This window comes from Paenibacillus sp. FSL K6-2524, from assembly GCF_038005525.1.
In the GTDB taxonomy this organism is placed as follows: Bacteria; Bacillota; Bacilli; order Paenibacillales; family Paenibacillaceae; genus Fontibacillus; species Fontibacillus anaericanus.
This window is the reverse complement of sequence record NZ_JBBOSP010000001.1, coordinates 2,900,153-2,922,777: the sequence shown is the minus strand read 5'-3', so window position 1 is coordinate 2,922,777 and position 22,625 is coordinate 2,900,153. Positions and strand designations below refer to the sequence as shown.

Annotated in this window: 16 protein-coding genes and 2 pseudogenes; 3 read left to right on the top strand and 15 right to left on the bottom strand. The window is 40.6% G+C overall.

Annotated elements, in window-relative coordinates; translation table 11 throughout:
• Positions 1-97 precede the first annotated feature (97 nt).
• The 5 genes and pseudogenes from helD to NST85_RS13190 form a co-directional block, all read right to left on the bottom strand.
• On the bottom strand, positions 98-2,521 hold the full coding sequence (helD, locus tag NST85_RS13210; protein ID WP_341191107.1) for an RNA polymerase recycling motor HelD: 2,424 nt from the start codon (positions 2,519-2,521) through the stop codon (positions 98-100).
• A 225-nt stretch (positions 2,522-2,746) separates the two neighbouring features.
• Positions 2,747-3,505 carry an ABC transporter ATP-binding protein gene (locus NST85_RS13205; protein WP_127194570.1) on the bottom strand — a complete coding sequence of 253 codons (759 nt, stop codon included), beginning with the start codon at positions 3,503-3,505 and terminating at the stop codon, positions 2,747-2,749.
• Positions 3,506-3,509: 4 nt separating this feature from the next.
• A pseudogene (locus NST85_RS13200) lies at positions 3,510-5,829 on the bottom strand (ABC transporter permease).
• A complete protein-coding gene (locus tag NST85_RS13195; protein WP_341191106.1) occupies positions 5,814-7,112 on the bottom strand; it encodes an MFS transporter in 1,299 nt (432 codons plus the stop codon). The pseudogene NST85_RS13200 and the gene NST85_RS13195 overlap by 16 nt, the downstream one beginning before the upstream one ends.
• On the bottom strand, positions 7,105-7,752 hold the full coding sequence (locus NST85_RS13190) for a TetR/AcrR family transcriptional regulator (protein ID WP_341189521.1): 648 nt from the start codon (positions 7,750-7,752) through the stop codon (positions 7,105-7,107). Before NST85_RS13190 ends, NST85_RS13195 begins: the two co-directional genes overlap by 8 nt.
• A 313-nt stretch (positions 7,753-8,065) precedes the next feature.
• Between NST85_RS13190 and NST85_RS13185 the strand changes: the two are divergent.
• Together NST85_RS13185 and NST85_RS29315 are read left to right on the top strand one after the other, a co-directional pair.
• Positions 8,066-9,490: pseudogene (locus NST85_RS13185) on the top strand (fibronectin type III domain-containing protein); the annotation flags it as partial.
• A 42-nt stretch (positions 9,491-9,532) separates the two neighbouring features.
• Positions 9,533-10,069, top strand: coding sequence for an S-layer homology domain-containing protein (locus NST85_RS29315; protein ID WP_445671182.1), 537 nt, complete (start codon positions 9,533-9,535; stop codon positions 10,067-10,069).
• Between the two features lie 113 nt (positions 10,070-10,182).
• On the opposite strand, the gene NST85_RS13180 is transcribed toward NST85_RS29315, so the two are convergent.
• The 9 genes from NST85_RS13180 to NST85_RS13140 form a co-directional block, all read right to left on the bottom strand.
• Complete coding sequence (locus NST85_RS13180) at positions 10,183-10,722, bottom strand: methylated-DNA--[protein]-cysteine S-methyltransferase (protein ID WP_341189519.1); 540 nt, start codon at positions 10,720-10,722, stop codon at positions 10,183-10,185.
• Positions 10,712-11,458, bottom strand: a complete 747-nt coding sequence (locus tag NST85_RS13175) for a bifunctional transcriptional activator/DNA repair enzyme AdaA (RefSeq protein ID WP_341189518.1) — start codon at positions 11,456-11,458, stop codon at positions 10,712-10,714. Before NST85_RS13175 ends, NST85_RS13180 begins: the two co-directional genes overlap by 11 nt.
• 105 nt (positions 11,459-11,563) lie before the next feature.
• On the bottom strand, positions 11,564-13,033 hold the full coding sequence (locus tag NST85_RS13170) for an ABC transporter substrate-binding protein (RefSeq protein WP_341189517.1): 1,470 nt from the start codon (positions 13,031-13,033) through the stop codon (positions 11,564-11,566).
• 63 nt (positions 13,034-13,096) lie between these two features.
• The gene (locus tag NST85_RS13165) at positions 13,097-13,990 is read right to left on the bottom strand and encodes a carbohydrate ABC transporter permease (RefSeq protein ID WP_341189516.1); all 894 of its coding nucleotides are present in this window, start codon (positions 13,988-13,990) and stop codon (positions 13,097-13,099) included.
• Positions 13,991-13,992: 2 nt separating this feature from the next.
• Positions 13,993-14,952, bottom strand: coding sequence for an ABC transporter permease (locus NST85_RS13160; RefSeq protein ID WP_341189515.1), 960 nt, complete (start codon positions 14,950-14,952; stop codon positions 13,993-13,995).
• A 31-nt stretch (positions 14,953-14,983) separates the two neighbouring features.
• Positions 14,984-16,243 (bottom strand): Gfo/Idh/MocA family protein, encoded by a 1,260-nt coding sequence (locus NST85_RS13155; RefSeq protein ID WP_341189514.1) that lies wholly within the window; start codon positions 16,241-16,243, stop codon positions 14,984-14,986.
• A 38-nt stretch (positions 16,244-16,281) separates the two neighbouring features.
• Complete coding sequence (locus NST85_RS13150) at positions 16,282-17,376, bottom strand: DUF4832 domain-containing protein (RefSeq protein WP_341189513.1); 1,095 nt, start codon at positions 17,374-17,376, stop codon at positions 16,282-16,284.
• Between the two features lie 14 nt (positions 17,377-17,390).
• On the bottom strand, positions 17,391-18,683 hold the full coding sequence (locus NST85_RS13145) for an acyltransferase domain-containing protein (RefSeq protein ID WP_341189512.1): 1,293 nt from the start codon (positions 18,681-18,683) through the stop codon (positions 17,391-17,393).
• Between the two features lie 2 nt (positions 18,684-18,685).
• Positions 18,686-20,026 (bottom strand): DUF4832 domain-containing protein, encoded by a 1,341-nt coding sequence (locus NST85_RS13140; protein ID WP_307399447.1) that lies wholly within the window; start codon positions 20,024-20,026, stop codon positions 18,686-18,688.
• A gap of 339 nt (positions 20,027-20,365) precedes the next feature.
• On the opposite strand from NST85_RS13140, the gene NST85_RS13135 reads away from it, so the two are divergent.
• Positions 20,366-21,388: a LacI family DNA-binding transcriptional regulator gene (locus tag NST85_RS13135; RefSeq protein ID WP_127194558.1), complete on the top strand. Its 1,023-nt coding sequence runs from the start codon at positions 20,366-20,368 to the stop codon at positions 21,386-21,388.
• 158 nt (positions 21,389-21,546) lie between these two features.
• Here NST85_RS13135 and NST85_RS13130 read toward each other — a convergent pair whose 3' ends face one another.
• The gene (locus tag NST85_RS13130; protein WP_127194557.1) at positions 21,547-22,485 is read right to left on the bottom strand and encodes an aldo/keto reductase family protein; all 939 of its coding nucleotides are present in this window, start codon (positions 22,483-22,485) and stop codon (positions 21,547-21,549) included.
• Positions 22,486-22,625: the final 140 nt, after the last annotated feature.

The following is a 22,625-nucleotide window of genomic DNA, read 5'->3' as shown; positions in this document are numbered from 1 at the left end:
ATATTCGGGTAAAAAAAGAGAGAGGCTTAGGCCCCTCTCTTCTATATTATATAGACGTGACGATATTTCTCAAAGGTTACGGATAATTCTATAAGGCTCAGTACTGCTCAACTTCATACAAAGATAGATCCAATCCTTGAATAAAAGGGGTCCATTCCCCTGTTGTGTAAAGGTGAAGGCGATGCATCGCACGTGTACATGCTGTATAGAAGAGTTTGCGCTCACTTTCCCGATGATATGTCTGTGAAGAACCATCGTAAATCAATACGGCATCGAATTCAACACCTTTAGCCAGATAAGCAGGAATAATTAGCGTTCCCTTGTCGAAGGTGAACGTTGCCTTCGTGATGTGCCGCAGTTCTTGGCAACCCAAAGCTGTCAAAGTATTGTAGACCTCGCTGCTTTCGGCCGCTGTCTTCGTAATCACGCCGATCGAGGTGTAGCCTTCAGCTTGAAGTGTCGCAAGATCCGCTGCCATTCGTTCCGCACGCTTCTTACTATTATCTGACATCGATAGTACTGGCTTCCTACCCCTTCTCTCGAAAGGTACGATCATCTGCCCATATGGCAGTAATGATTTTGTAAACTCCACGATCTCGCGAGTTGAACGATAACTTCGGACAAGTAAGAACCGACTTGTCTCTTCCTCACCATAAAGCCTGGTCAATGGAGAGTCATCCTCTTCCAAATTTGTTGCCTGCGTGAAGATTGCTTGACTAAAGTCACCGAGCACTGTCATGCGAGTACGGGGAAACAGCTTTTTGAGAAACTCATATTGGAACATCGAGTAATCCTGGCCTTCGTCAACGAATATGTGCCGAACCTCCGTATTCCTACGAACGCCTTCGATGAGTTCTTTTAAATACAGGTACGGTGTCGCATCCTCATAAAATAGTTCAAGCCTGCTCAACTTTTCCTTTGTTTGCTTACAAATTCCCGACCAATACTCGGGCACTTCGGCCCCATTTGTCATCTCCCGATAAGTAACATCATCGCTAAACAGCTGGTCGTACAGCCCAACCATATCTATGAAAAGTAATCGTTTTACACCCCGTCTTAACGATTTGAAGTGCTCCTTCACGATCATCCGGCGTAGCAGTGCTTCCTCCTGTTGAGCAAAATCAAAAGAGTCATCCTCTTGCAGATGCTTATTGTGTAGCTCGTTATAGGCGTCAACATACTCTTCGGCAAAAGCGAAGACACCGTCTTCTTTACGCAGTGCCTGATAGGCTTCAGCATACTGATCGTTATCGAGGTAATTAAGTTCCTCTTCTACCCAGGATTCCTCCCGCTCTTGGCGCTCTAGTATGGTTAACTCTCGCAGTAACCATTCCTGAAGCAGAACTACACGATTAGCCAAGCGGATGGAAGCATCGTAGCTGTAAAACTGTGACTTCATTTGTTCCGCGGTTATCAAATCACGATCTCTGAACCGAATCGGGTTGAATGACATTCCTTCCTGACTTAACCACTGCGCATAATTTTGCAGCGCTTGAAGGTAAGCCTCCGACGACTTATACCCAATCCCATTCAACCGGGCCTCATACCCTGGCTCTGATCCCTCTCCCTCTGTCAACACATATTCGAGTTGATCGAATGGGTCCTCAAGACGTAGTGTCGAGCCAAGCCAGTATTCAAGATACTCTTGGAAGGTCGTTTGTTGCATATTCTCCTCACCAAGCTCCGGAAGGACTGTGGACACGTAACTACTAAACATCGGATTAGGCGAGAACAGAACGATTTGATCGGCTTTAATCTGCTCACGGTGTTTGTACAGTAAATACGCTACGCGCTGTAGTGCCGCTGAGGTCTTCCCGCTACCGGCCACCCCCTGCACAATAAGCATTCGACTGGTGTCATTGCGTATGATGGCATTCTGCTCTTTTTGAATGGTTGCCACGATACTTTTCATCTGATTGTCCGCGCCCTTACCTAGTACTTGCTGCAGCAATTCGTCGCCAATCGTTATACTCGAGTCGAATAAGTTCTGAATCTGCCCGTCACGAATTTGATACTGCCGCTTCAATTCCATTGTCCCAGCGACGTGTCCTCCTGGTGTTTCAAATGCGACCTCACCTGGGGAGTAGTCGTAATACAAACTTGCAATAGGTGTACGCCAGTCATATACCAGAAAGCTCATACCATCTTCCTCTGCGAAGGATGACACACCGATATAAACTTGTTCACTGAAGTCCAGGCCATCTTCTTGAAAGTCGATTCGCCCGAAATAAGGGGATGGCAGCAGTCGGTTCATACTTTTCCATTGTCGCAGCAACTGTCTGTGCGTGCTTTCTCGTTCTGATAACACAGCAGCCTGCTGCTTGATCGTGAAGAAAGTCTCTTCGAAATCTTCATGAGTACTCGTATTGACCGTAACTTCTTCCCAAAATCGCTTGCGGATGTCTGCTGCCTGATCGCGCAGTTGATCCACCTCGGGTTCCAGCTCGGCAATTCTCGTTCGCAGCTTTAGCGTAATTTGATCCAACCGTTCCTGCTCTTTCTGCCAATCATTTGCGTTCATCATACTCCAGAACACACTCCTTATCATCCTCGTCTGGTTAAAAAAATTACATTTGACAAACCATGAATCCACGTGGTATTATTATATTGTAAGTAAGATGCAATACTTATATCTTAAATTACAAAACAACAATAGTTCTCTTATGATATCATAGTACCTCTTAATGCGCAATTTATTTATATGTAAGAACCCGGCAGATCTGCCGGGTTCTTTTTGTTATTCAGATCATATTCCTATTTCGCGCATTTTCTCCGTTACTTCCTTGACTCTACCATCTATGTTCGTCCCGGCAAACTTCGGAAGCTTCAGTTCGCTCACGATGGTTCCGTCTCGTATAAACATTATACGTTCCGTCCGCGCCGCAACCTTCGCGTCGTGGGTCACAAGCATAATCGCAGTCCCTTCCGCGTTGATTTCGGAAAATATGTCCATAATCTCCTGTGCAGATTTTGAGTTGAGCGCACCCGTCGGCTCGTCACCGAAGATGATTTTGGGACTGTTCATAAGCGCGCGACATATTCCCGCACGTTGAAGCTGACCTCCCGAGACCTGTGTAATGTCACGTTTTTCAAGCTCCGTAATGCCTACTCTTTTCATAAGCACTCTTGCCTTCTCCGTAATTTTTACTACATTTTTTCTGTTATTACGCATCGACGGTAGAATGATGTTGTCGAGGATATTCAGATTTTTCAACATCGTCGGTTGTTGAAACACAAATCCCATTTGTGTTCTACGTATATCTGAAAGTTCATTCTCGGAGGCCGCAGATAAATCCCTATTGTCAAACACAACCTTTCCGTCATTCACGTCATCCGTTCCACTAAGTGCAAACATCAGCGTCGATTTTCCCGAGCCCGAAGGTCCCATAACCGCAACGAACTCGCCCTCGCTTATATAGGCAGATACTCCATCAAGAACATTGCGCTGCTCATCGCCCTCGCCGAAAGATTTTACTATATGATCACCGATAATAATCTTCTTCATATGCCTACTCCTTTATATTCTCGGAAATTTTTATTTGTCCAGCGCCCAATGTACCCATTATTGTTGCGATAAGTGCTGTGCCTATCATCAGCAGCGGACTAAGTAGATATGCCGAAAGCGGATTGACCACAAAATGAAACGTCGATGCTCCAAACGAGGAGATTACCGCACCCGCAAGTAGCTCTCCAGCAGTATTCGCAAGTAGCGTACCTAGAACAATTCCTACAATCAGTACGAAAACCGAACGAGATACATACTGTGCAGTAATATCCGAGTTTGTAAATCCGAACGCTTTCATTACAGCAATGGAATATCTGTCTTTTGCAACAAGCATTTTCATAAACAACAGGGTTACCAGTAACGTAATAATCAGCGCAACAGCAATTGCGGCATTGGAGGCCATTTTGACAGAACTTATTGTCGAACCAAATGTCTGAGCAACAAATTCATCAATGTCCGATACCTTTGCAAAATCAAACCTGTCCGCATACTCCGAAACTTTGCCGTTGACAAGAGATTTCTCCGAAAGTTCCACGCAGACAATGCTCCACATCAATTCCGCCGAATTGTCGGTGAATACAGCCTTTGCAGTTTTGCCGCCGTTGGTAATGTCGGAATAAATGCCGCTTACCGTAAGATCTTTCTCCTTCCCTTGAACCACCAGCGTAATGACATCACCGACCTTTTTGCTCAGCTCATCGGCGTTTATAGCCGAAAGTGCAATTTCATCTTCTGAGGTAGGTGCTCTCCCCACGGAATATTCAATAGGGAATATCGAATGGTCGCCGAGTTCTATTTTAATATTTTCCTCCGAACCATCATCCATTTTTGATTTGAATGTTTTTGTTGTTAAGACGGCAAATTTTGAAATGGTTTTGTCGTTGTTCATCGTCTTTACAATTTCAGCGGTTTTTTCAGAGATATGGTCAGCCTGCTGTATGTCAATGCGCATATCATAGCTTCCTATCCCCATATACTGGATGAAGCTTTTTGAGGAAATCGTGTTGTACAGGTTCTGCGGAACAATAATAATAAATGCCGAAATCACCAGCACCGCAAGCATAGTTATGTAAAGTCTTTTCCTAGCGAGAACATCTTTGATTCCGAGAAAAATATTCGTGCTAAACAACCTATTTCCACTCAGGTTAAAACGCTTTGACCCCGTGTTTTTTTCCTGTGAAGTACCAAAGCGGATTGCTTCTGCAGCGGATATTTTCCGAAAACGTTTCAGCACTCTGTTTACATAGGCAATAATGGCAAGGAATACAAGCAGTATACCAATGAGTCCTAAGACAAAAGCCAAAGAAGAATTATCGCTTTCACCCATATAAAGCCGTATATTTTCAAGAAGCATACCTTTGAACATAATCGAAAGTGCAAAACCGAGAATACTACCTGCCGCCGCAATCGCTGTGTATTTCGCAAGATATATCTTTTTTTATGTCGGAAACACGTAGCCCTATGGCCTTCATAACGCCGATTTCACGGTAGTCGTCTTCGATTTTCGCAAGGAGTGTAAAGCGTATACACATAAATGAGATGACTACGACAAGTGCGCTTACGAGTAGTATAACTGCAATCATCATCCCATCTGAAAGTGCGTTTATCATTTTGAAAAGTGTATAAGTAACCGTTGGCCCATTCGCTTCAAGTCCTGCGGATGCATAAGCAGTTTCAAATGCACCGAGCATAGACAAATCCTTTAATCTGAACTCAATCAGATACTCAATACTTCCAAGACCTCTTATTTCTGCGTAATCATGTTCACTAACAAGAAATCTCTTTGAGGCGGAGAGCGAAGAATTCATCTGCGAATCGCGGAGAAATCCCGCAATGGTAAACTCTTTCCCACTTATTACTGCCTGGTCACCGACCTTAGTGGTATTATCCCTCATATAACTAATTGGAACATATAGCTCGCCGTCGGATACTTTGATGATATTTCCGTCAAGATCAAGAAGATAATCAAATTTGTCGCTCTGCATGCTGAAGCCGTTATCCTGAACGCTACTCGCAAGTGAACTATCGCCTAGGACAATCTGCGCACCGTCCATGTTGAGAAATTCTAGCACCTGAAATTCATCGACATGGTTATTTTTCTCCGCAAAAGATGTAAGCCGTGCAGTATCTATTTCACCCGAATGCATCTGCATAAAATGTGGAGTTTTAGCTTGTGTCATAAGCGTATCTAGTGCGCCAGAAAGATGGATGGCGAGTATCGCTGCGAGCGAAACAAGCATAGCCGCGGCAGCCACAAATATCATGGTTGTCAGTGTGATCAGTTTGCTTTTTGAAATGTCATTGCGAATTATTCTGAAATACATAAGTCACCTCCATTTTCTAGCTTTTTAATCGATTTTAAGTTATACAAAATTACCGAAGTTACACATAATAGCATCCCAGCGATTATGATGAGAAATCCCGTTCCTCTGCCGCTGCCCGTGCCAATGATCTTTCCCACACTGTCAGCAAGCACTCCGCCGTCAACTAATAAAGGGGTGAATACATAATCCGCCAGCACACCCGAAATCGCATAAGCGGCAACAAATCCAAGCTGAGAAATGATTCCGATAAATGCCCACGCTCTGCCTTGAACGGAATTATCAATATTGGTGCGAACAAGAAAATCCAGGCTTACATTGGCAAACGGTAACATGGCGAAGAAGAGAAATCCCGAAATACTGATCAATATAATATTTTCGCGAAGTCCAAACCCTGCCATAAATATTCCTATACAAAACAGCGAAACCGAAAGTATTTTCACATAACCTTTTTTGATCGGAAGTATTCCTATCATCACACTTGATACAAGCATTCCTGAAGCAATAATGGTTTCAAGCGTTCCTACTACAGAACTATTCGAAAATGCAAGTATCATCGGCATGGAGAGTGTTTCTATAACTCCGAGGAAAAATGTTAGAACCGATGTCATGACCACAAGTACAAACACACCCCTGTTTTCATAAACTGCACCCCAACCGTCTTTGAATTCACGGATAAACGATTTTGCCTGTTCATATTTATTTGAAGCAAGACCGCTGCGTACTACAAAAGTTGTAATAACCGTTACAAAAAATGTGCAAATGTCGATTATAAGCAACAGCTTAATATCCGAAACGATGAGTAGAAATCCCGCAATTATAGGTGAAATCAGATATTTTGCCGAGCCTGCCACTTGAACAAGACCACTGGCCTTTGTGTACTGTTCCTCGGTAAGCAGATCCGTTACCGTAGCTTTGTATGCGGGATCAAGAAGCGATGCAAACACCGAACTTATGGTAACTCCAATGCAAATCTGCCATAGCTGCGCTTCCCCTTGCAGCATACATATCAGAATGTAGACAAGTCCTATCGCGGAAAGACTATCCCCTAGCACCATTAGCAGCCTACGATCATAGCGGTCCGCGAGTACGCCCGAAAAGGCACTTAAAAGAAGCGAAGGCATAAATGCAAGCAAGGTTACAAGTGCCATCTCCGATGCCTTTCCCGTCTGCTGGAACACATAAATACCAAGCCCGAATGACGTGAGCCCACTCCCTATCGCTGAAATAAGCTGACCGGACCACAGAACAAGAAATTTTCCGAAGGATTTTCCCGAACTATTCATGGTCGCCTTCATCTCCGCTGCCAAATATCTGCATAGCGTCCATAAGACTTCCACTTTCCGCACCGAGCAGCCTTTCTACGTTGCAAACAAAGGCCAGCATTCGTGTGCCTTTCTCCTCGTTTGTCATAGTGACCATATCATCATCAAAGATGGTATTCGCATATACCACTACCATTTCCATGCATTCATACGGAAAAGGTGTGCTGAACATTCCCTGATCAATACCCTCGCGAATGATTTCAGTCAGTATCGGCGGGACGCCATTGATGATGACCTTTTGAATTTTTTGATGCATCAGCGCGTTCTGCGGCTTGTGAATGTGATCCATTATTACCTCGCTGCTTCCGCCACTTAGGTTCATTGCCATTACGGCACGGATCACGCGCTCGATTACGGGTATGCCTTTATCTACGGCGACTTCCTTCGCCGCACCTAAAATAAGGACGGCATACCGCTCAATCAGCGCATCCATAATATCCTCCTTCGACTTGAAGTGATAATATAGAGTTCCCCGCGCAATCCCTACCTTTTCGAGAATATCGTTAGTACTTGTGCCGTCAAAGCCCTTCTGAGCGAAAAGCTCATCCGCCGCGTCAAGTATTTCGTTCCTGCGTTCTTCCGCTTCTTTTACAACTCTCATTATAATTGCCTCCTCACCTTATACACCGACCGACTGTCTGTCAGTTAAATATTAACATATTATGGTATGGTGTCAAGGGTTTTCTACATTACGTCGAAAAAATGCCACGCAACAATTTGCAGGTATTAGACATCCTTGCCAGGTTAGACTAAGAAATGTTAAATATGTCTATTTCTTAAGACTTAATTGAGTTAATTATCAGCTATACGTTCACTTTACAAAGTACTTCATAACAGAAAACAATCTATTAACAATTCATTGCTATGATGATAATCGTAACTATTACATATTAGCAACTAAGAGGAGTGTTCACGTGTTTACGAAGTTTAAAAAATGGTCATCAACGATTCTATCTGTTACTCTTGTGCTCGGTCTGGTCGCTGTTCCGTCAGCTTTGCCTGCCTATGCTGAATCAACAAGTAACACAGCTAATAGGATTAGCAAAATTACAGCTACATTTTATGGAGATACCAAAAGTTCCAAAGGATTTACCTGGTATACTTCCAAACTTTTTACAAACAGTACGGTTCAATTAACGAAGAAAACCAGTTCTAAAGCTGATTTTACGAACGGTATCGCATTTGAAGGCTCCTCTTCTGCATCGACCAATTCTGGAGAAGAGCTTGTCCATAAAGCAGTTGCTACAGGTCTTGAAGCAGATACAACTTATTATTATCGTGTGGGTGACAAAGAACGTGGGATTTGGAGTGCAACAGGTACGTTCCAAACTGCCCTTAAGAGTGGGGAATTTACCTTTATTGATTTAGCTGATACTCAGGCAAAAAGCGAAGATGAAGCCATTTTGTCTGCACAGACGCTAGAAAAGGCACTTCAAACCGTAGATAATGCTCAGTTTGTAGTCCACAACGGAGATATCGTAGATACGGGTACGAAGGAAGAACAGTGGAACTGGTTGCTGGGTCATTCACAAGAAAGCCTATTGAATACAACCTTTGTTCCTTCTGCAGGTAATCACGAGGAAGAGAACTATGCTTTTTATGAACACTTTAATATTAACACCCCTGCTGGATCTGCTACAGAAACTGGAGCGTACTACTCCTATGATTACAGCAATGCTCATTTTATCGTATTAAATACCAATGAGAATTCAGAGAAATATGCCAATTTTTCCGAAGATCAAGTTGAATGGTTAAAGAAAGATGCTACAACAGCCAAAAAGGCTGGAGCAACGTGGATCATTGTGAACATTCATAAAGGTCCCTACACTACTTCTAATCATGCCACAGATGATGACATCATGGATCCAAACGGGGTTCGTAACCAAATCGCTCCACTGATAGCCGAGCTTGATATCGACTTTGTTATGCAAGGTCACGATCATATTTATGCTCGCACCAAACCAATCGCTCAAGATGGTAAAGCAACAACACCAACGAAAATTAAAGAAACATTAAATGGAGAAACAATTGAATACAGTGTTGATCCTGATGGAAGTATTTATGTGATTCCGGCAACGGCAGGACCAAAAGTTTACTATAAGAACCCAAGTGAAAAACTTGGGGATAGCTACTATAACCTCTTCGAACGAGCTGAAGAGAATCATGCAGCTCCATATGGCCCAGATCCGAAGGATGATCGTAGACCTAAACGCAGTCAAATACAGAACTTTGTTGGTATCACTGTAGATGGCAACAAACTTACAGCCGTTACCTATGAAATTGATCAAGATAAAAATGATACCAAGCCATTTATTGTAGATCAATTCGGGATCATCAAAACAGATGTAGAAACTACTACAAAACCTGAACCTACGGAATCTTTGAAAGACATCTCAGGACACTGGGCAGAGAGTGCTATTAAAGCCGGTATGGCTGCAGGATACGTTACAGGTTACAGTGATCAGTCATTTAAACCTGATGCAAGTATCAACCGCACTGAGTTCATTACCATGCTTGGCCGTGCCCTACCAATGAAAGAAACAACGAATTCACTTACATTTACGGATTCAAAGAACATTCCAGCATGGGCAACCTCTTATATTTCTCAAGCTGTAGAAGCAGGAATTGTAAGTGGCTATACAGATGGCACGTTCAAAGCAGATAAAGTGCTGAATCGTGCAGAGATTACAACTTGGATGGTTCATGCTGCAGAACTTAAGGGCGACTCACAGCAATCACTTTCTTTCTCCGATAAGAACTCCATCCCTGCGTGGGCTATACCTTATGTGGCAACAGCAGTGAAAGAAGGACTTGTGAGTGGTGTTGGTCAGAACCGATTTGCCCCTCAAAAAATTGCAACTCGTGCTGAAGCAGCAGCCTTTATCGCTAAACTGTTAAAAGTAACTACAAATAACTAACTTCATTTTTTAACGATGATTCTATCAAAAAAACCTCGCTCTCACCAGTGTGAACTGTGTATGAGAGCGAGGTTTTACTGTATTGAAACCTATTGTATCGATTTAAGAGCAGATCAGAACTGGAATCGTTCATGTCCAGCAACCTTCAAATTACTTATACCCTCCAAAGCAAGGATGTCTTTCTTCATTTGAAGCCCCCCTCTAAATCCGGTTAACGTTCCGTTAGAACCGACCACCCTGTGACAAGGCAACACGATGGGCAAAGGATTGCGTCCAATCGCAGTACTTACTGCTCTTATTGCTGATGGTTTTCCAATGGTGTTCGCAAACTCCTTGTACGTCCACGTTTCTCCATGAGGGATTTGGCTTAAGCCCCGCCATACGCTCTGTTGAAACGGTGTTCCTCCTACATCCAATGGAACCTTATCGAAACTGACAGGAACTCCAGCGAAATATTGCTCCAACAACTCGATGATGCCAAATTCATCGAAAAGACCGCGATCCTCTATCATCTCAGTGAAATCTTGATTAAGCCCGGCCAATGTTGACACATGGGGAGGATATAACAATTGGCTAATTCCTTGCTCACTCGCAATAAGTGTCCAAGGCTGATTCAAGCCCATTATCGTTTGTCGATACCTTTTACTGGTCATCAGATTCAGCTCCTCCTCCTTGTTCGTTCCGATATACTGTGGGAGATATCCCCGTTCTATTGCAAAACCAAGCAGCGAAATGGGATGGACTACTATAGCCCACAGTAACTCCAATCTCTGCGATGGTAGCATTTGATTCTAATAACAACCGCTGCGCATGTTTTAATCGAACAAGCTCCGTTTTTTCTGCAGGCGAATATCCTCTCACTCGCTTGTATGTTCGTTGCAAATGGTAAGGACTTATAGCAAGCAAAGCAGCCAACTGAGACAAGGTAAGTTTATCTTTGTATTGTGTCTCAATGATCGTATCCACCTGCGCGGCCAAAGCCGCATCCGGTCCAAGCGCCCCGTTAGCTTCAGGCTTACAACGTTTGCAAGGCCGAAAACCCGCCTGAAGTGCATCTTCTAGAGTGCTGTAAAAAGTCACGTTCATTGCTTTAGGTGTTTTGGCCCGACAAGTAGGTCGACACACGATCTTTGTTGTCTTTACTCCCGTATAATATACACCTTCATAGGTTGATTCGCGGTTAACTACTGCCGCATATAGAAGGTCAAATAACTTTTGATCCATATCCTTCACCTCATACCCATAGTATAAGGTAATCTTTATATCAGTAGTAGTCATCCTACATAGGATAGCAAGATCTCGACAGTGGATGGAAATATCGAGTTCTTTAGCGATCTTCTCCAGCTCGTGGACCTTGGCGATAAAATAATTAATTACTATCAAAGCCAAATCAACCTCTTCAATAACGAACCAAAGCCTCAAACCAATTTGGGTTCGAGGCTTTGGTTGCGGTTAGTTGAATTAATCGCGAATACTGCATCTACATAACTTCAATTATTTACTTGCCAAAAATTCATCAAGTTGACGTTGAACTTCTGCAACATACTCATCTATTCCTGCTGCTTTTAGCTTTTCAATCGCCTTTGGATACCCTGTTTCAAAATCAACGAAACCTGAGCGGATCGCCGCTAGTTGTTTACCTGCTACTTCTTTCAAAGCCGTTTCAATATTCTTTACTTTCTCATTATTGAAGCGGAAGCCTAATGCATCAGATAAGATAGCCTTATCATCCCAGATAGCGTAGTTATCGATTGATGCTTGATCAACATCTGGTCCAAATAATTGATAATTTTGATTTCTAAACATCCACTCATAGAAGAATTCACTGGCTGTTATCTTCTTAATTCTACCATCTACTATTTCAAAATCCTTACCTTCTACACCATATAGAGCGAATTGATAGTTTTCCTGTGATGAGTATATCCAATTGATAAATTTCATCGCGCCTTCAGGATTTGGAGCTGTTGCTGGAACTGCTAGAACCTCTCCACCTGTTGCCGTAATATAACGAGGCTTATCATCAGCTAGAAGATAAGTTTTAACTACTGCCTTTGGATCATTAGCTCTAACTGCTTCAATAATTTCCATTTCTTTACCTAAGGAGCCTTCTACCCATAAATATAAGCCCGTTTGCATGCGAGTATCTCTTTCATTGTACTTTATTGTTAGATCCTCAGAGTATAGACCTGCATCATACATTCCATTATTAAATTTCGCTACTTTTTGGAAAGCTTCTGTTTCAAAGTAGCTGTAAGCTTTTTTACTATCTTCACCAAATACAACTAAGTCCTCAGATGCAATCCAGTTATACTGTTCATCTGTAAAGTATCTAGTAAGTGGCTTAAAGATAATATCCGAAGGTCCCTTAAATTCCGGATATTGCTTCGATGCTCTTGTAGCAAATTCTTTCAAATCTTCGGCTGTATTTACTTCTGTCATACCAACCGCTTCTAAAATATCCTGGCGAACGGCAACCAATTGATACATAGCAGAGGATGGAGCATATGCAGAAGGAATACCATATATTTGACCATCAATTACTGCACCTTGAAGATGTTCCATAGGCAATACTTTTAGCATGTCTTGACCATATTTTTCAATTAGGCTATCTAATGGTTGAGCTTGCTTCTTATTTACAATTGTTGATAGGTCAGGAAGACCATCCCAAAAGAGATCGACTGGTTCAGATGCGGCTAGCATAATATCCTTTTGTTCCCAATATTGCGCCCATGGTACAAAAATAACTTTCACCTTTAACCCAAGCTCAGTTTCCATCTTCTCAGCAAATTCATTGTCAAGATATTCAGTCATACGTTCACTTTCATCACCTGGATACAGGATGGTAAGTGGTTCTACTTTAGAGCCAGACGCACTGTTACTGTTGCTGTTGCTACTACAACCTGCAAGAATTGAAACTGACAATAACATTAATACCAATAGGATTTGCAACTTATTCCTTTTCATATAATATCCCCCTTTGAAATGTTCATATATATTAAGCCCTTTAGGACTAATATAATTAGATCTTTACTCTTTTACTGCGCCTGCCATAATGCCTTGCACAAAGTATTTTTGAACAAAAGGATAAAGAAAAATAATAGGTCCTATCGTAATCACTGTAATTGCCATTTTCACAGTTTCTGCTGGTAAAGTGATACTGCCTGAAGCTCCTGATGGAATTCGGCCTGAGCTAATCGCATTTACATTGGATAAAATGTTATAAAGATAATATTGCAATGGGAATAGATCCTTATCATTAATAAAGATCAGCGCATGCCACCAGTCATTCCAATAAGAAAGCGCATACATCAAACCCACTGTTAACAATGCTGTCTTACTCAAGGGTAGAGCTATTTTCAAATAAATCCTGAAATAGTTGGCACCATCAATTTCAGCTGCCTCATATAAGGACGGTGAAATACTTGAGAAATACGTTCTCATCAGGAACATATTCCATACACTAAATACCGCAGGAAGGATTAATGCCCAGATGCTATTTTTTAAGCCATAGTAATTAACAGATACGATATACCAAGGAATTAAGCCCGATGAGAAAATAATCGTAAAATTACTAATAAATGCAATAAAATTGCGATATTTCAGTTTTTTGAGTGACAGCGCAAAAGCCATCATACTTGTAATAAGCAAGGCACTTGTTGTTCCTACTACCGTGACAAAAATCGTTATACCATAAGACTTCAAAATTCTCATTCCGCTATTCACAAAAATATATTTATACGTATCAATGCTAGGACTCTGAGGTAGAAACGAATATCCATTTCTTGCAATTGCCTGTTCAGATGAGAAAGAAACACTAACTGTTAACCAAAGAGGATATAAACAAACGAGAGCAAAACAGCCTATAAAGCAATATGCTATGATCACAACTAATTTATCGCCAAGCGCTCTATTAATTCCCATGTTTAGAATAGACCCTCCCCATCGTTTATTTTCTTAGCTGTTTTATTGGCAAACGTAATTAGGATAAGCCCCATTAAAGATTGAAATAGACCAATGGCCGTTGAATATGAAAACCCAAGTGTACGCATAGATTGATATACGTAGGTATCAATAACAGTAACTTCATCAATCAAAACCGGATTATTACCAACAATACCGTAGATCATCCCAAAATCTCCGTAGAAGATTCTACCTACATTTAGTAACGTTAATACGATAATGGTTGGCTTTAACATTGGGATTGTTAAATAATAAATTTGCTGAAGCTTATTCGCACCGTCCACTTTTGCTGATTCATATAAGCTGTTATCAAAGTTCGACATTGCTGCCATATATAGAATAGAGCTATACCCGCTCCATTTCCAAACACTCGCAAAAATGATAATCGTCTTCCAATACTTTGGTTCTGAGTACCATCGAATAGGCTCCACTCCAAAATATCCTAAAATATTGTTAGCTACGCCCACATCTGTAGAGAAAATACCATAAATGATAGCTCCTACAACAACCCAAGAAATGAAATATGGAAAAAACATCATACTTTGTGATATTTTTTTGTAGGTCTTATTGCGGATCTCATTTATAAAAATTGCAATACTGACAGGAACAATGATGCCAAGAATAATGCTAAAAAAGTTGATAAATAAGGTGTTATATGTGACCTGCCAACCCATACTGTTTTTGGCGAAGAAGTATTTAAAATTATCTAATCCTACGAATTTACTGCCAAATATGCCATCAATGACATTAAAATCTGTAAATGCCATCCATATGCCCGAAAAGGGAATATAGCTGAATAAGATCAGTATTAATAGAGCAGGCACACACATTAAATATAGGATTATATTTTTCTTCATTTCATATAGAAATCCCTTACTGTACTTAGGAGGTAAATCAGATAATTCTTTGGAGACCGAACTCATTAAATCACTCCTCTTCCATTAAAGTAAGCTATTACAAAGCTACGCTTCTCTTTAACTCACTCTTTAATTGATCAATATCAATTACTGTACCTGTTAATCTTGCCTTTTCAGTGGCATAAGCCATAATATGACTTTCTACAGAATCATCGATTGAAGAGCGACTATTGTAATCTGGATTACCTAGGTTTGCTAAGAAATCATTCATTAAGCCAGTATCCCCACCATTATGTCCTCCGATAGTAGATTCGGGATGAATAACTCTTTGTTCATATTTCGCATCAATATTAGAAGCAAATCTCGTAATCTCAATAATATTTGAACTATCGTCCCCTCTAATTTCGCCATGCTCACACATAATTTTTAGGCTGCGATACATTTTGTTTGTAAAGCCACTCAAATTAAAGGTAACGCTTACACCATTTTTAAATTCAATAATTGACACCTGATGATCACACACATCATTATCCGTACGATATACACAACGACCGTATGGGCTTGTTTCCAAATCCTTAAGCAAACCTTCTTCAGATTGATGAGCAGATACAGCTGTAGCCGGCCAATTACCAACAATAGGTAAATACGTCTTTCTAACATCAAAGCGACATTCTGCTGCTACTTGACAATCTAAGCAACGTTCAGCACTGCCCTCTGGTGCATTCGCCTCTTTGAAATAGGTTAGATCCCCATAAGAAGAAATGCGTTTTGCTTCACTGTTTACAAGCCATGCTAAAATATCCATGTCATGACAAGATTTTTGCATAATAATTGGGCTGGAAATATCACTTCTTCTCCAATTTCCTCTGACAAAGGAGTGCGCCATGTGATAATTACCTATATTTTCATTGTGTTGAATCGTAACTACCTTACCTAACTCATTGCTATCAATAATCTTCTTAATTTCTGAAAAGAAGTTTGTATATCGAAGTACATGACATACGATGACCTTACGTCCAAGCATATTTGCTTTCTCCTGAATTTTGATACATTCTTCAGGGCATGGAGAGATCGGCTTTTCTAGTAAAATATCATAGCCCAAGTCAAGTGCTACCATCGTCTGCTCATAGTGATCACGATCCAAGGATGAAATTATGACGGCATCACATATTTTGCCTTGACTAAAGAACTCATCAACACTAGTAAATTGTTTATTCGCAGGAATTTGAAACTTATCTGAGGCCTCTTTTCTTCTACCTTCATGTGGCTCAACGACTGCAGCAATTCCAAAGTCTTGATAAGCTTGTTCTGCGTAAATCATACCTCTTTGTCCTGCACCAATTAATGCTAATTTCAAAGTTATTACCTCCAGCATATGTATTTTGTTTAAGTTTTTTAGGATTCCTGTTCTGGAACTGCAGGATCCTCGAGTGGATAATATCCTTCTGGATAATATCTATCCCATATATTTAAAAGCTGATCCTCATTCATAGGCTCTACCTTAATTAGACCTACTTCATAATAGCCATTAACTTCCTTGCTATCGATATTAAGTTGAATGAAAGATTGGTCTTTATGAAAGAGGCCTACGCTCACTGTATATTGCCCCAGTTTCATATTTGGTAACTGTGTAATTTCGTTATGCACCAAATCCCCCATCAACCATAATTGTGTTGGAGCATTTAGAAGAAGCTCATAGGTCTCATCCTCTAGTTTTAATTGCACCCATAGCTCAAACTCCTCATACACTCTAGCGCTTCCAGTATTCACAAACCAAAAACGAAGTGGTAAGCTACCTTGGCTAGATACACTTTCTGGATAAGTTAGTCTTCGTAGTGTCATATTGTAGCCTAACTCTAAATCTAGATTGGAAAGACTGGCATGCCAGCGATACGCTTCTCGCTTAACATTGGGTCCACAAACCTCATCAGTAATATTAAGAATGACAGGACTTTGTCGCCAAATATTGCTTAGCTTCAACTTAGCAAACGACTCACAGCAATCGATCCAATTGCTTTCTTTACATGTAACCAGTAGGCCAAACAATCGATTATGCTTTCTTAAATGATGAATTAAGCTATGATTCTTTAAATCAGCAAACAAAGTTAGAGTTTCAAATGAATCCATATAGGCATTCCATTCTACCTTGCTCCCTGTTAGGTTAGAGATCACAACACCCTTTAGCCGTCGATCGGAATCGATATAGCTTCCTACTTTTCTGATAAAAGCAGATAAGTAGTCATCCGAATGATTTTTCACCCATACCGGGGGATCTGGAAAGATCATGAGAATCGCATTGCTGATCTTATTTAATGCCTGCTCAAGAATTTCTAGTCTAAAATCTCCTCTAGCTGGCTCAAATTCTTTCCACGATAAGGTGATAAAATTAAACTGACTTTTACTCAAATCTAATTGTTCACCCGATATAGGCTTAGGACGTATTTTAACTGTTGGGTAGTGCTCATAATTTTCAAGAGAATATTTCCCCATCCTATCTTCGCTCCTTATAAATGAGTATCAACTGTAGAATGGAATTTCTGTATATCCTCAGTCGTTATATACGGCATGTGACCCATTTTTACGAGATCTTCCTTCAGTACAATCATGCTTAAAGAATTAAATCTAGCCCCTTTCTTCATATATTCCGCAGCAGCCTTTTGTAATGAGGTTGTTAATTCAAGTTGGTCACGCACAGGATCTGCATCCCCATCACCAAAAATCTCATAACGGATCATCTTGTCGCCTTCATCGGTTGGATAAATGTAAAACTGTCTTTGCACTTTTACGATATTACTTGTCTCATTATCAAGTACAAGCGATAAACGCGAGTCATAAAGCCAGCTTGCACTCCAGAATCCTTGTATAGATAACTCAGGAAAATAATGACGATATAACTCAATCGCCAGCTTCATTGAAGTTTTCAATCGATCCGGTGTGTAGCCAGGACCTGATGGAATATGAAGTGCTAGAAGGATGTCCCCTTTTATAAGGGCAGGCTTCCAATTACTCTTATCGAGTGTAATCGGCTCCTTCTCTACGAAGCCCATAGGGTTAATTCGATTGGCGGTAATCGATTTTTCATTTTCGTTCCAAATAGATGTGAAGGATTGATTCAGATCATAAACACCATTTATGCCTTCCTTTTGACCATCACTCCGAAATTGCTCTCCTGCATGCCGTAATGCAACCACCTCTTGCGTTTGGACATGTCGATACATCGTGAAATGATCATCAAATTGATAGGGGATAAACAGAAATCGATCCAATAGAAATATAGAACAGGTATAAAAATTCATAACCCATGCAAAGTCATGCACGCTAGCATCATTGTGTTGAACTATTTTATCTAACTGAAGCTTTAATGGTTGGTGCGGGATATCCTCATAATATGATTTAGGAATACCTCTCGCTGCTAACATTTCCATCGATGGTGCAACGCAAGCTAGCAGTAACAAGAACGAATATAATTCTCCGTATGATTTCATACACCCTGGTGTCATATTCGTATAAAAATCTATATCGCAACGATTACGTGCAGAACACATATCCTCTACTAAAAATGAAGTGAATGGATATAATATGGAATCTTGCTCTATAGCTTCAATTCCATTTAATAGATATTTCTGAGTAGCCTCGGGGAGTTGATATTTTTCAAAAATCTCATGAAGAAAATGACGAGAAATGAATGCTGATTTGTTTTTTAGTTCAAAATGTTTATATTTTTCTTCTATTCCTTCTGGTAAATAATCAAATTCACAATAGCTAATCGCTTCATTAAAATCCGATAGAGTACTCATGCTTATTCGGTTCCCCTTTCAATCGATATGGATCCTAGAGGATAATAACCATCAACATTCTCTTCAATAGCAAGCTTAATATTACCTATTTCTTCCACTCCCGTTTCGATGCCGAGCTGCAATATGTATTCACCTTCAAGTACATCACTCTGAATTAAGAAGCTTTCTTCCCATAGAATGTCTTCCTCGGGTAACCACAACCGAATATCCTCATTACTCTGCAAGATATACGTTTGATCTTTACCTACTAGCCTCATAACAAGTGGATAATGATTATAAATAGGAGCGACGCCTACGTTGGCCCAGAGCCCTGTAATAGCTAAATGCTCTCCAGCTTTAACCGTTGAATCATACGTAAGCTTTCTTAGCTCAAATCGATATCCCATCTTCTTCAACCATTGCTCAACTTTTTCTTTCCATGGCTCCGGTACAGTCGTTCCCTTGCTATTAAAAGAGCTGATATGCCATTTCAGCGTTTCTTGAATGATATAATCAATATCCCAACCCTGAACATACCAATCATTCATATGCCAACAAGCTTCAAATAACACGGGAGCGTTCTGCCAAGCATCTGCCATTCCAAAATTTTGTATATTTTGAGGATAAAAATCATTCATATGAGACCACTTATCTCCATGAAAACCGCCCATATCTCCTAAACAATCTACACGAAAGCCAACCTTGGCTTTACGATCTGTAATGATTTTGGATGATAAAGGATCATGTAACAAGGCTTGCAAAGGAGTAACCTTGAACCCATCTAAATACGCATCCGTAATTTGCTCAATAGCTTCAGCCTTTAGAAATTCTGTTCCTCCGCCTTCACCCCATGCTCCGACAATCGTTAAGTCAATTGAGCTAATAACGGGATGCCCGTCGAAGTGTGCAGCAAAATTCTTAATGAAGCTAGACCAATACTCTACATAATTTGAGGTATTTGGATCTACTCGCCAAAAAGGAAATTCTGGTTGTTCTGGTTCTTCCGCTCTAAACCATAGCGGGATATCATCCTCTTCACTTAAAGCATAAGGTGAACAACGTACAACAGCAGTACATCCAAGGGACTTAGAATAATTAAGCTTTTCCTCGAGAACCTCCCACCTAAATACACCCTTTTCAATTTCTATTTCTCTCCAGCGCACACTACAGAAATTGACTTTACTATCAGGATGATTATAGGTTTGACTATCTATTGAAAACTTGTATTTTTCCTTTTTTTCTCCTCTATTATCATGAACTTCTTCTGGATCACCCATCAAGCCAGGAGCAACTATAAATCCAATTCCTGGATTAGTTAATACTTCATCCGTTATTGTAGGGTACACTGTTATCGATTTGCTCACGTTCTACCTCTCCCAACCATTGTCAGAGTTTAATAAAAAGATCGCTATTTGTTACGTTAAATTCAGTGCATTTTGTTACGTATAATTATCGCGTTGTTTAGTAAACTTATGTTGTAATCATATCATTCCTCATTATTAAGTCAAGGGATAATTTAACAAATATTTTGTGTTTTATATTGGTAATTGCCCAATCAGTATGATATACTATTGAAAGTAGTTATGTGATTATATGAACTAAACATTTGTTATCAATTTACTCAACAAATCGTATATGTTTCTATAACTTTCTTCGACATACCCCAACGATAATAAAACGTCTAAAAGGAGAATTTTTCAATTATGAGTACAATAAGGGATGTTGCTCATTTAGCTAAAGTGTCCACTGCCACAGTATCCAGAGTACTAAACAATGATACGAAGTATAAAATGACCGATGAAACACGTGAACGAGTATGGCAGGCAGTTACACAACTAAACTACACGATTAGCTCAAAGCAAAAGCGACAATCATCAACCAAAGAGCAGCATGGAACCAAATCGCACATTAAAATCGGATGTGTATTGAGCGTTACGAAAAATAAATATAATGATCCATATTTCATGTCCATCCTAACGGGTGTGGAGGAACGATTGCTTAGTCATGGATATAGCATTTCATTTATCCGTACAGGACCGGAGCTCGAAGACAAGCAAATGCTGTTTAATACATTCAGCGAATCTATTACAGGTCTGATCTTAATGGAAACATTAAATAGCGAAATCTATGAATATCTTCGCAAGCAGGTTCCACATATTGTTGGGATCGATACCGATCGCAGCGATATTGATAATATTGGCTATGATCATTACAATGTTGCTACAATGGCTGTAAGTCATCTTCTCGAAAAAGGGCACACCAAAATTGGATTTATTGGCGGAAGAGGATTAAAAAGGAGTATAAAAGAAAGTAGTCGATATCGGGGTTATTATGCAACCATGCATGCAGCAGGTTTATCTGTTAATCCAGATTGGGTCATTGACTGCATGTGGGACGAGGCTGTATGTATAGAAAAAGTTTCTGAGCTATGTAAAACTAACAACTATCCTACTGCCTTTTTTGCTGCTAGTGATTTAATGGCTATGGCAGCTTTAAATGGCTTATATAGTAATGGGATTATTGTACCTAATGAGGTAGCCATTATTGGATTATCTAACATTGAAGTATCCAAGTACTCTAATCCACCACTATCCACCATTGATGTACCGACGAAAGAAATCGGTATGGTCGCAGTTGATGTTCTGTTAGAACGTATCAACGGAAATGATTTGCTTCCCAAAAAGGTAATTTTACCTACACGATTGGTGTTAAGAAATACGACTTAATCATATAAGCACTATTTTTCTCAAGAGACGATATATATCCATTACTTAACTGTCAGCAAGCAAATAGACACATAAAAGAGGACTTCCACGAGAGAAGTCCTTTTATATTGCATTGTGAGAATAGAGGCAGGGTCACTTTTCCTCTGATATTCTATAAATTATTTCAAAATCTCTTCGATTTGATTAATGATCTCTTCGCTAAGCACGATGTCGGAGGCTTTAGCGTTCTCAATCACTTGCTCTGGGCGGCTAGCACCGATTAGCGCACTAGAGACATTCGCTTTTCGCAGAATCCATGCGAGTGCAAGGTTACCTACGGAAATTTCAAGTTCTTTAGCGATCTTCTCCAGCTCGTGGACCTTGGCGATTTTATCCTCGGTAATGTTTTTGCGCATCCCATCTAGCTTCGCAGCACGACTTCCTTCAGGAACTTCGGTTACGGATGAATATTTCCCTGTTAATAGACCCTGTGCTAGGGGAGAAAATACGACTTGCCCAATACCGGAACGCTCACCAAGTGGTATTACTTCCTTCTCTATATAACGATTGAACATATTGTAGATCGGTTGGTTAACGACGATTCGGTCTAGTAGATAACGATCCGCAACGTGCAGCGCTTCTGCGATTTGAGAAGGTTGCCACTCACTAACGCCAACGTACAATACTTTGCCTTGACGAACGAGGTCATCAAGTGCGCGTAATGTTTCTTCAAGTGGAGTCTCTGGATCTGGACGGTGGCAATAGTATAGATCCACATAATCATGTCCGAGCCGCTTCAAACTAGCGTTTGCTTGCTCAATGATGTGTTTGCGTGATAGACCACTATCGTTTGGACCTTCACCCATCTTGCCAAACACCTTCGTAGCCAGCACGTAGGATTCCCGTGGGTAAAGCTTTAGCGTTTCGCCTAATAGTACTTCCGCAGCTCCCTGCTCATAGACATTCGCTGTATCAAAAAAGTTAATGCCGATATCATATGCCGTCTTGATTGCATCCACCGCATTTTCACGTTCAACATAACCACCGTATGTAAGCCAACTTCCCAAACTAATCTCACTAACCTTTAGGCCACTACCACCTAATCTACGATATTTCATTTCACATTCCTCCTATGAAAAACATACCATTACTATACCATACTCATCTTAGCCCTGAACTCATAGATGTCCTCCATCACTTCAATCCCAACAGCAAAAAAAGCTCAAGCAAAGTGCTTGAGCTTCACCTCATACCGTCA

Bases quoted from the DNA above. Each gene is read 5' to 3' on its own strand.
- helD (WP_341191107.1), bottom strand. From the start codon at position 2,521: ATGAACGCAAATGATTGGCAGAAAGAGCAGGAACGGTTGGATCAAATT.
- NST85_RS13150 (WP_341189513.1), bottom strand. From the start codon at position 17,376: ATGGGGAAATATTCTCTTGAAAATTATGAGCACTACCCAACAGTTAAA.
- NST85_RS13170 (WP_341189517.1), bottom strand. From the start codon at position 13,033: ATGAAAAGGAATAAGTTGCAAATCCTATTGGTATTAATGTTATTGTCA.
- NST85_RS13145 (WP_341189512.1), bottom strand. From the start codon at position 18,683: ATGAGTACTCTATCGGATTTTAATGAAGCGATTAGCTATTGTGAATTT.
- NST85_RS13135 (WP_127194558.1), top strand. From the start codon at position 20,366: ATGAGTACAATAAGGGATGTTGCTCATTTAGCTAAAGTGTCCACTGCC.
- NST85_RS13205 (WP_127194570.1), bottom strand. From the start codon at position 3,505: ATGAAGAAGATTATTATCGGTGATCATATAGTAAAATCTTTCGGCGAG.
- NST85_RS13130 (WP_127194557.1), bottom strand. From the start codon at position 22,485: ATGAAATATCGTAGATTAGGTGGTAGTGGCCTAAAGGTTAGTGAGATT.
- NST85_RS13160 (WP_341189515.1), bottom strand. From the start codon at position 14,952: ATGAGTTCGGTCTCCAAAGAATTATCTGATTTACCTCCTAAGTACAGT.
- NST85_RS13165 (WP_341189516.1), bottom strand. From the start codon at position 13,990: ATGGGAATTAATAGAGCGCTTGGCGATAAATTAGTTGTGATCATAGCA.
- NST85_RS13195 (WP_341191106.1), bottom strand. From the start codon at position 7,112: ATGAATAGTTCGGGAAAATCCTTCGGAAAATTTCTTGTTCTGTGGTCC.
- NST85_RS13190 (WP_341189521.1), bottom strand. From the start codon at position 7,752: ATGAGAGTTGTAAAAGAAGCGGAAGAACGCAGGAACGAAATACTTGAC.
- NST85_RS13180 (WP_341189519.1), bottom strand. From the start codon at position 10,722: ATGACCAGTAAAAGGTATCGACAAACGATAATGGGCTTGAATCAGCCT.